Source organism: Mesorhizobium sp. B2-6-2 (genome assembly GCF_006440615.1).
In the GTDB taxonomy this organism is placed as follows: Bacteria; Pseudomonadota; Alphaproteobacteria; order Rhizobiales; family Rhizobiaceae; genus Mesorhizobium.
Map to the genome: position 1 here is coordinate 19,987 of NZ_VFUG01000030.1, position 9,877 is coordinate 29,863.

The following is a 9,877-nucleotide window of genomic DNA, read 5'->3' on the forward strand; positions in this document are numbered from 1 at the left end:
TCACGACACACCGCCTGCGCACCCCAAACCGAGCATACTGATGCCTAATTTGGACGTCGAGCGGCTTCGCTCATGGATCGGCCGTGAGGAAAGCGCATCCGATACCATTTCGCCCGATCTGGTTCGACGGTTCAGTGCGGCCATCGATATTAAGGGCGCCGTTCCGTCGCTGGGCGATGCTGCGCCGCTGCTTATCAACTACTGCCTTGCCCCCTCCGCTATGCCAACGAGCTTGCTTGCTGAGGACGGTCATCCAGAGAAGGGCGGTTTTCTGCCCCCGGTCCCGTTGCCGCGACGCATGTGGGCCGGCAGCAGCCTTGCCTTTTCCGGAGCGTTGCGAGTGGGCGACCTGGTCGAGCGGGTCTCGCAGGTGGCCGACGTGGCGGTCAAGGAAGGCCGGACTGGAACGCTTTGCTTCGTAACAGTGGAGCACAAGCTTAGTGTCTTGGGGACAGTCATGATCGAGGAGACGCAGACGATCGTGTACCGAGAGGCAAGCACGGCGCAGGACGCTTCAAACCAGCCGGATACCGAGGCAGCTGCGATGGGATCGCATAACCGGCAGGTCGGCGTCTCCGTTCCGTTGCTCTTTCGCTATTCGGCGCTGACGTTCAACGCCCATCGCATCCACTATGACCGCCCTTACGCCGTCGAGGTCGAGCATTATTCCGGCCTTGTCATTCATGCACCGCTGCAGGCGACACTGCTTTTGAACTATGCGGCCGAATTGAAGGGCAAGCCCCCGTCGAAGTTCGTTTTCCGCGCGGCTTCATCGCTCTTTGATGATGAATCCATAAACCTGCATGCGGCGGAGGAAGACGGAAAAATGAAACTTTGGACCGCGCGTCAAGATGGTCCAGTAGCGATGATCGCGGAGGCAGCCTGGGGATGAGCCTCAGCAACGTCACAGCTGCGAGGCGTGCGGGCAGAGCTTGTGCCGTCATTGCGGCTTGCAGGCGTGGCGGTCGAACCTGTTCTGAGCTCCACCGACCAGGCCGAGCAGATCGCCACACCGCTCGCTAACTCGCGCCTTCGCATCCGCGTGCAGGCGGAGGATCTTAATGCCCGTTCTAACATCACCAGCCTTCCCCACCAGACTGCTAGAGCGAGATGAGATTAGCTCCGGTCATAGCCTGAGTTTGCGAAATAGTTTGAGCATTCGTGTTGAGTGACACGATTGAGGGTTTGGCCGATTGCGTCGCAGACGGCTTCGACGGTTCGCTTTGCCGCTTTTCGCAGCCAGTGCTTGAGCTTGGCGAAGAGCTGTTCGATTGGAGAGATCGGGCGAGTATTTGGGCAGGAAGAAGAGCTTCGCCCCGGCTTTGCGAATGGCGCGCCGAACGGCCTTGCTTTTGTGAGAGCCGAGATTGTCCATCACAACGATGTCGCCCGACTGGAGGGTGGGTACGAGAACCTTCTCGACATAGAGGAGGAACCTCTCGCCGTTGATTGGTCCGTCGATGAGCCAAGGCGCTTCGACGCGATCATGGCGCAGCGCAGCCAGGAAGGTCATGGTCTTCCAGTGGCCATGCGGCACTTTGGCCTTGATCCGCTGTCCGACCGGCGCCCAGCCTCTGAGCGGGGCCATGTTGGTCTTGGTCCAGGTCTCGTCGATGAACACCAGGCGGGTGGGATCGATCCGGTCCTGATACAGAACCCATTGCATCCGTCGGCGCGCAACATCGGGACGATCTTGCTCGCAGGCGATCAGCGTCTTTTTTTGTGAGACAGCTTCTCGGCGTGCACGAACTCCCACACCGAGCGGCAGTCGACCTTCAGGCCGCGCTCGCCGAGTTCGGCCACAAGGCCGCGCAAGGTGAAGTCCTTCTCCCGGCAGCGCTCGACAAGCCAGTCGCGCCACGCTCCCGATACGCCAAATCGAGCAGCCGCCGCAACAACCCGTTCGCGCAGGTCCATCGAATATCCAACCATCCATGCTGGCCTCCGCCCAGCATCAAGGTTGAATCAGATCAACGCTGATTTGGGAATCCCACGACTCCCATAAATCTCATCCCGCTCTAGGGCACTCGTTGGCCTTCTTGCTTCCTGACCCAGGCGCTGTCGAACGAATGCGGACTACGCAACTCCCGCGACACAGATCGCTCCCCGCCTATCTCAACCCGGCATAGCTGATAATAGTAACGCGCGACTGCATTTATAACGGTGCTTGGCTACGATTTCTTCCGCCAGACAGAGAGAGTGAGACTATGCCCAAACGCATCAATTTCGCACGCGGAGTTCCTGCCGAAGAAGCCTTTCCACGCGCGCAGTTGGAGCTCTGCGTCCAAGGGTTGGCGTCATCCCGCGAGGTTGTCGCCTACCAGTATGGGCCCGCGGTCGGGCCCCTGCCGCTGCGGGAATGGCTCGCCGACTATCATGGTGTGGACATGCCAACGTGATGGCTGCTGACGGCTCTGTCGGTCTGTTCGACATTTTGTGTCGCATTTGGCTGAAGCCCGGCAAAACCGTGCTCATCGAGGAGCCTTGCTACGACCGAGTGGTCCACCTGCTGCGCCACTACGGCGCAAATGTCATCGCCATACCGATGGAAGCGGATGGACCGGCGCTCGAGCCGTTGAACGCCGCGGCGCGGCGCGGGCCCGTCTTCATGTATACAGTTCCGGATTTCCAAAATCCAACCGGCACCACGTGGTCATCCACCAAGCGTCAGCATCTTGTCGATCTGGCGAGGACCCATGATTTCCGGATTGTCGAAGACAGCCCCTATCGCTTTCTTCGCTACAAGGGCGCCCAAGAGCCGTCAATCCTCGATATTGGCCGCGATGTAACGGTCCAGCTCAATTCTTTCTCCAAGGTGATCGCGCCTGGTCTTCGCGCAGCCTATCTCATTGCGCCGCCGCATACCATCAGCGCGGCGGCCAAGGTGGCTGAGAGCACCTACGTAACGCCTGGCAACTTCGCGCTCTCGGTGACTGGCGAATGGCTCCGCCGTGGGTTTTTAGGCGATCAGCTTGCCGCCCTTGGGCATCTCTATGCGCCGCGTCTGGAGGCGATGGTCTCGGCACTGGACGAATTCATGGCCGGCCATCGCTATGTGCGGCCCGACGGCGGCGTATTTGTGGGAGTGACACTCGCGCACCCGGTGGATGCTCAGCGGCTGCGCAAGGAGGCCAGCAATGCGGGGCTAGACGTCGCCGATGGCGACGGGTTTTTCGTCAGCAAGCCGTCAGCGACGTTCTCGCGCTTGCCATTCTCCTCGATGGATGAGGTTACCGTGCGCAGGGGCGTAGAGGTCCTGTCAGCATTATTGGGAAGGATCTCGCCAAGCACTAAAGTCGAACAAGTTGATCCCGAGTAATTCGCGGTATCTGGCTTTGCCTTGAAATAGGCCCCCGGACGCTAGAGAGTAATGCTGATCATCGGGCAATCTGTGGGCTCGACTCGCATCGACACCGGAACATTCAATAGGAGCAGGAGCAGTCCAAGTGACAATGAACGAGAACGAGATCCTGGAGCGTGGTGCGGCGCTCGGGGTCAGCGCATGGTCGGATGCATTGGACGAACTCGGAATCAAGGGGACTATTCAGGGCATCGCGCGACGGAGCGGCAGCGGCTGCATGATCGGCTTCGCGGTCACTGCGCGCGAATTAACCGGTGTATTGGGCGATTTTGAGAAGGCCGACTTCGCGGTCGGCCAGCTGATTGAAGCGACGGGCCCTGGCAAGGTGTTGATGGTGGATATGAACGGTGAGCCCATTTCGACAATGGGCGGTCTTGCCGCCATAGCCGCAAAAAATCGGCAGGCTACGGCTGTCGTGATAGACGGCGCCTGCCGAGACTTAGATGAAATTCGCGAAACGGGACTGTGGCTTTCAAGCCGGTGGGTTGCACCTACAACGGGCAAAACCCGGGTGAAGCTTCTTCCAATTGGTTGTGACATCATGATGGGGGGTATTTCAGTATCACAAGGAGATCTTGTGATCGGTGATGATACGGGAATTATGGCTGTACCGCGTGCCCGAGTAGAAGAGATTCTGGCGAAAGCAGAGAGAATAGTAGCTATTGATGCGCAGGTGGAAGAGCGTATTCGCGCGGGCGAGAGTTTTGGCTCAGCCGCTGCTGCGGCCGGCTATATTCCAGCGCGCAAGACTTGAACAATAGCATGACGAGATTGGCCGCGATGACGCTTTCCGCGCGCGAGAATGTCGCCTGCCGCTGGTTAATCTTCTGACAAAGGACAAGGCGGTAGGGTGCGTTCAATCGCCCATATTTGAGCATGCCCGCCTTTACAGCGTCGTGGTCGATAGGTGCAACACTCAGATTCTCGCGCCCCACCGTGGCTCGGCTGCCTAAGAGTGAGTCGGCGGCCGAAGCCGCAATGGGCGACCTCGCTTTCCTGCCGAACAACAGGCTCGACAAACTCTTAGAAGCGACAGCGGTGGAGGAGGCATTATTAATGCCGTGGCGCGGAGTGGCCGGCGCTTCGGATTGGGTAGCTTCAGCGGGCATGCTTGCCTCCAGTGTGAGAGTTTAGCGACCTCACTTTGCCACAGCGCAGGTCGCTATCCACCTCATAGGATTTGGACTCGTTGCCCTGCAGCTACCTCGATGTCCTTGCCGCCACAACAGACAGTAACTATCGGTATTATTTGCGGGCGACAATGACGAGGCGAGGACCATCGGATGTAAACGCTGCGCCTTCCTCCCCATAAGCGTCAACACTTTCGAATCCCGCGCTCCGCAACATGCGAGCGCATTCCGCAAACCCATAGAGTCTAAAATAAAGATGGGTTCGTCTAACGCACCCATTGCGAACGATAAGCCTATCGCAATGCCGACGACCGGTTAGCACCTCGGTGCTCATCATATCGATTCTTAGATCGTCATTACGCTGTGCAACGTAACAGGTAGGCGCCCCGTGGCTTGGCACAGCGAAAATATTTAAGTGATCGATGAGCAGACGCCCGCCTTTTCGAAGTGAGGAGGCGGCTTCACGAAGAACTCTCTCATTGTCCGCGTCGCTGAAATAACCAAACGTCAAATGCCACAGAAAGGCTGCGTCAAATCCATCCCGCCAGGGAAGAGAACGCATGTCGCCAAGAACATATTCGACATCCATCCCGCTTTCTGCCGCATCTGCTTTGGCTTTTTTCAGCAGGATCGGCGAGATATCCAATCCGGTTACCCGCGCTCCTTTCTCCGCCAACCGGTTGGTAATCCGCCCATAACCACATCCGAGTTCAAGAACTGGGCTGCCTTGTGCGAGACAAAGAAGCTTCCAAATTGCGTCTGCTTGCCTGTCACTCGCTTCTGGCGAATGTACGACGTCTCCAAAGTACGAGTAATCCTCATTGAAATATACATCATGTTCATCCGAGCGCTCCGTCGAGCACAATTTATTTGATCTGCCGGTCATACGTTCAAATCTCCAATTTAATTTCGATCAAGTGTACATTGTAAACCGTTGACATTTCTGTAGGTTTTTTGGCTTACCAGAATTCACCTTCGCAAGAGACGGGAAGTCTTCGAACTGTTTTCTCGGTCAGGGAGCAAGCTCTCCAGATGGCCCACGGTGTCGATGAATGAGATCGGCAAACGGGCAATGGAAGATCGCTCGCAAAACGTGTGCCCATGGCTGATAGGTCATTGTGAATGTGGCCTAACTGTTGGGAGGGATGAACAAGCAGTGGAAATGCGTACCCTTGCGTGGTGACATCGAGGTGATTTCCGCCTGCCGTTTGACGGCCTTAGCGGTGCATTCCGCAGTCAGCACGTCTTCTGGCAAAGCGATGACGACAGGACCGGGAACGTCCGTCGTAGCTGCCTGCAGCGAACGCAGCATTGTCTCTGCGGCGTTCTGGAACTGTGATTTCGGCTGTCCATTTGCCGATCGAGCCGAACATATCGCACTCGATTCTGGAAAGGACTCCCGGCGCAGGTCTTGCGCCGCGACTTGCCCCACAATGAGGATAAAGGCGACGCCGTCCAGTTGGGCCGCATGTACCGCAATGAGGCGTTAGGAGCGCCAAGACCGCGGCTGACACAGGCGACGCCGGGCCGACCCGAAGCCTTGCGTCGGTAAGCGCCATGAAATCTGCACCACTTTCAAAAGACAGTTTCGACATCGCTCCGCCCATACAGTGCGTCAAGGAGGCCAAGTTAGCTCTCGCCAGGCACGCAGAACACGCGATCTATCTTATGTGGAATAAATGTATCGACGATATGCTCGCCAACAGTTGCCATATGCAGAACTCCATTAATCGGTGCAATTTGACTTCTTCTGTCAAATCCGCCAGACGCAGGCGAGGGTAGGCCAGCCAAAGTGACTGGAAGGCTCGAATGTATCAAAATTCCACACACTGTGTTTGCGCAGCCAACCCTTTTGTCGCAGCCACCCGCTGCGAGGAAGTGCCGGACTCATCCTAATCAGACACTATAACTTCTAGTTACATACGGTGAACTCATAAGGCGTACAAAACTGCTATAATACACAGTAAACTCAACCGCGTCGCCGACTTTAAGTAAAGTTGCACCGGGCGTTTGTTCAACAATGGTGTGATCGCTACTGCTATCTATCACCCGCAGGTCGCTTTGAATCGGGCGCAGTGCGCGAATATCCGTATCAAGATTCCCTATCTCAAGCAGCGCGATTGGTCGATCACATAGAACCTTGGTTTGGATCACCTTGATTTCAAGCACGGCGGTATCCGTCGCGAGTCCGGGCAGAGCCGGCGTGTCGTCGACGCTAGTTAGACGCCCGATGATTGGCATTGTTCCCAATCGAAGATGATTGAGACCTGACGGAACAAATCCGGACTTGAGAATGTGATCATACACAAGCGAGGTGGCGAACGACTTAGCCTTCAAAACACGTCCAAGCGCACTTTCTACCTCGTTGCATATCTCTCCAAAGCGCCCCAGGGTGGTCTCCACGAAGGCCGGGTCGCTTGCATGCATAAAATAAATACCCAATCCGTAAAGCTCAACATGCGCCATCCTCTCGACTTCATCGCAGGCGCGCAGAAGCTCATTGGGCTGAAAGCCTTCCCGGCCGGTACCGAGGTCAAGCATGAGGATTACACGATGCGGAGCAGGCGGCCGTAATTGTTCGACCTTCCGGATCGTATCCAGATCGGATTGCAAACTGCCATTGCACAATTCCACCATTCGCTCACGCTGGTCCGGCGCTGGCGACCGAAGAAGCCAGAATTCCCCTTCTATGTTTGCCTCTCTCAGGCGCTCGAGGTTGCTCATCCGGGAATCCCCAAACTGCGAGATGCCGGCGGCCGCAATCGCCCGAACTATGTTGGGGTCACCGCAGCAGCTTTTGACAACGACCATTAAGGAATGGCCGTTGTGTCGCAAAGCTTCCCGAATAATTGCTGCATTGTGGGTGATTTTCTGAAGTTCAATTTTTAGAAGTGGGCCGAAGCTCATCACGGCGTTCCGATCCTTCTCCTGAGTTTGCGCGGTACCCCCAGATTGCTCATTGTTTCTCTCTTTTCGATGCCCGTGGCCTCTTGTACGTATGGCAGACCATTACCTCTTGTGCCCTCAACCAGGATGAATGCTCTCCTTGCCATGGGTTGTTGGTTCCGATCTTGCATGCTTGGGCTGCAGGTCCGATCGTCAGGTCTTTTATGCGCACCTGACCTCTATATTTATAGCGTTGTCAGGAGCTCCTCAGTGTGAAGATACTGCAAAATAGTTTGAAGAAAAACGATCGTGGTCGAGTAGGGCAGCCATTCGGCTTTCGCCCTCACAGGTCCTGGCGGGCGGATTTCCCGCATCAATGTGCTCAAACACATTTGATGCGTAATGTGGCTTCGGTAGAAATGGTGGCGTCACAGGAGTCGCGGCGATCGCCGGAAGGTAGAGAATGCAATCCGGGGCCATAATCAAAGGTTCGCATGGCTGCACGCCAGGATCGGTCCTCGGCGATCGCTTCCGACCTGTTCAGGCTATGGGAATTTGCCGCGCATTTCAAGGAAGTCAAAACTCCGAGGTGATCCGATATGCAACGTCACGACGTGCCGCACTCGAACACTTCCTCAACGACGGACGGGCGAACTCGATTCCACTATCGTCGCGCGCCACCATCAGGCCGCAAACAAAAAATCAGAAAGGTCTCTTCGTTGGCTCCGAAGGCAGTGGACGTGTGTGGGGACCATAGCAACCACGTCGCAGACGGCAAAAAAAGTGAACGGTATTCATCCAATCGTCTAGCTCCAGCAAACCCTTCAGCGCATCGCCAAGGGGCTGGACAATCGCCCGCATCGATCGGCTCGTGTGGTGGAACTTCAGCCGGATACGCTAGGAGCTAACGGCTCCATACCCCCCGTCCCGAGCAAAACCTCGCAACCGATTCTTCAAACGAATTTACAGAAACTTTGCAGTCGTCAATCGCCGAATATAGTACGTTCTCCGCAGCGTCTGTGATCATGCAAAACTGAAACAGCTGATCCCAACTTACGCTCGGACTACCGCACAGTATGCAACGGAGGTCGACGGAGATGGCAAGAAGAGCGCTCATCCTAGTTGAAGGCCATAGGGGCAATGGTCTGCAATACATCCAGGAGGCCCAGCGTCTCGGGCTTGATCCAATTGCCCTAGCGGCAGATCCAACCCAGTACGACTATCTTGCCGCAGAAAGCATTGAAGCTATTCGGATCGATACAGGCAATCTCGATGCGCTGGTCCGCGAATGTCACCGGCTGAGTGCTATATATGACATTGCTGGCATTACTGGCTTTGCGGGCGGCGATGAATCTGCCTCTGTGACAGTCGGCAAGCTCTGTCGACAGTTCGATCTACCGGGGCCGAACCCCGCATCAATCGAACGTTGCTGCGACAAATTCGTTCAACATCAGCTCCTCGCGGAGGCCGGCGTTCCAATGCCGGCTTATCGCTTGGCAACGGATGCGGCGGGGGTAGAAAGCTCTGCCGCGGAGATCGGCCTTCCGGTGATTGTTAAGCCAGCGGTAGGCAGCGGCAGCATCGGAGTCCGATTGTGCCGCAATGCTGATGAAGTGGCCGAACAAACAAGCTATTTGTTGAGCGGCAAGCACATATGGCGATCCTCCCCGAGGATACTGGTCGAGGAATTCGCACAAGGCCCCCATTATAGCGTCGACACAATGGGGAATGAGGTCGTTGCCATTGCCATCGCTGACTTCGGCCTCCCGCCTCATTTTGTCTGTCATAAGTACACCTATCCGGCCGTGCTGACTGATGACGAAGATAAGCGTATCGTCGAAGTCTCGCTGAGCTGTCTGCGGGCTCTCAACCTCGGCTGGGGGCCAGCGAACATTGATCTCCGATGGACGAAGCTTGGCCCAGTCGTGATTGAAGTTAATCCACGCCTCGGTGGCGCTCCCGCACCTCAACTGGTTCAGCTGGCTTACGGTGTCGATCTTATCTCCGAGCACATCAAACTTGTCATTGGCGAAGAATGGGATTTACGCAGAAAGCGTTCCCACATTGCGGCCGCGCGGATCATGATTCCCGACCGCGATGGTATCCTCAATTGGATCAAAGGCGGCAATCGGGCGGCTGCGGTACCAGGTGTCGCCGAGGTCAAGTTGCATGTCGAACCCAAGGCGCTGATCATCAGGAAAGGCGATTACCTGGACCGCATCGGATTTGTTACCGCCGCTTCACCCAGCCTTGCTCGGACGGAAGCCATACTTCAGCGTGCAGTCGACTTAATCGATTGGTCGATCACACCATTCCTGACCACTGGCGAACCGGAGCAATCTGCAGAACGCCATCCTCCCCTTCGCTAGCTCTAGATGACACTGACACTGCATTTGAGGATTGCTTCATGTTTCATGTGTTCAGTAAGACCGTATGTCCGCTTCTGCCGGTGAGGTGGCTCACCCTACACTGCGCGTCCGAGGGTTGCTCGGGCGGTCCG

General features: G+C 56.3%; 6 protein-coding genes and 1 pseudogene. 4 read left to right on the plus strand and 3 right to left on the minus strand.

The features are described 5' to 3' along the window. Positions 1 to 40 precede the first annotated feature (40 nt). A complete protein-coding gene (locus FJ419_RS29750) occupies positions 41 to 892 on the plus strand; it encodes a MaoC family dehydratase N-terminal domain-containing protein (RefSeq protein WP_064994934.1) in 852 nt (283 codons plus the stop codon). A gap of 224 nt (positions 893 to 1,116) precedes the next feature. On the opposite strand, the pseudogene FJ419_RS29755 reads toward FJ419_RS29750, so the two are convergent. Beyond that, a pseudogene (locus FJ419_RS29755) lies at positions 1,117 to 1,869 on the minus strand (IS630 family transposase); the annotation flags it as partial. A gap of 529 nt (positions 1,870 to 2,398) precedes the next feature. Between FJ419_RS29755 and FJ419_RS29760 the strand changes: the two are divergent. Continuing rightward, positions 2,399 to 3,319 (plus strand): PLP-dependent aminotransferase family protein, encoded by a 921-nt coding sequence (locus FJ419_RS29760; RefSeq protein ID WP_064994936.1) that lies wholly within the window; start codon positions 2,399 to 2,401, stop codon positions 3,317 to 3,319. Positions 3,320 to 3,452: 133 nt separating this feature from the next. Beyond that, positions 3,453 to 4,115, plus strand: a complete 663-nt coding sequence (locus FJ419_RS29765; RefSeq protein WP_198327544.1) for a hypothetical protein — start codon at positions 3,453 to 3,455, stop codon at positions 4,113 to 4,115. Between the two features lie 491 nt (positions 4,116 to 4,606). Here FJ419_RS29765 and FJ419_RS29775 read toward each other — a convergent pair whose 3' ends face one another. Both FJ419_RS29775 and FJ419_RS29785 read right to left on the minus strand, forming a co-directional pair. After that, complete coding sequence (locus tag FJ419_RS29775) at positions 4,607 to 5,377, minus strand: class I SAM-dependent methyltransferase (RefSeq protein ID WP_084016108.1); 771 nt, start codon at positions 5,375 to 5,377, stop codon at positions 4,607 to 4,609. A 1,010-nt stretch (positions 5,378 to 6,387) separates the two neighbouring features. Continuing rightward, positions 6,388 to 7,398, minus strand: coding sequence for an alanine racemase (locus FJ419_RS29785; protein ID WP_084016112.1), 1,011 nt, complete (start codon positions 7,396 to 7,398; stop codon positions 6,388 to 6,390). 1,076 nt (positions 7,399 to 8,474) lie between these two features. On the opposite strand from FJ419_RS29785, the gene FJ419_RS29790 reads away from it, so the two are divergent. Beyond that, on the plus strand, positions 8,475 to 9,746 hold the full coding sequence (locus FJ419_RS29790; RefSeq protein ID WP_064994946.1) for an acetyl-CoA carboxylase biotin carboxylase subunit family protein: 1,272 nt from the start codon (positions 8,475 to 8,477) through the stop codon (positions 9,744 to 9,746). The last annotated feature ends 131 nt before the right edge of the window (positions 9,747 to 9,877 follow it).

Excerpts from the sequence above, each read along its gene's own strand:
- FJ419_RS29760 (WP_064994936.1), top strand. The coding sequence starts at position 2,399 with ATGGCTGCTGACGGCTCTGTCGGTCTGTTCGACATTTTGTGTCGCATT.
- FJ419_RS29790 (WP_064994946.1), top strand. The coding sequence starts at position 8,475 with ATGGCAAGAAGAGCGCTCATCCTAGTTGAAGGCCATAGGGGCAATGGT.
- FJ419_RS29765 (WP_198327544.1), top strand. The coding sequence starts at position 3,453 with ATGAACGAGAACGAGATCCTGGAGCGTGGTGCGGCGCTCGGGGTCAGC.
- FJ419_RS29775 (WP_084016108.1), bottom strand. The coding sequence starts at position 5,377 with ATGACCGGCAGATCAAATAAATTGTGCTCGACGGAGCGCTCGGATGAA.
- FJ419_RS29785 (WP_084016112.1), bottom strand. The coding sequence starts at position 7,398 with ATGAGCTTCGGCCCACTTCTAAAAATTGAACTTCAGAAAATCACCCAC.
- FJ419_RS29750 (WP_064994934.1), top strand. The coding sequence starts at position 41 with ATGCCTAATTTGGACGTCGAGCGGCTTCGCTCATGGATCGGCCGTGAG.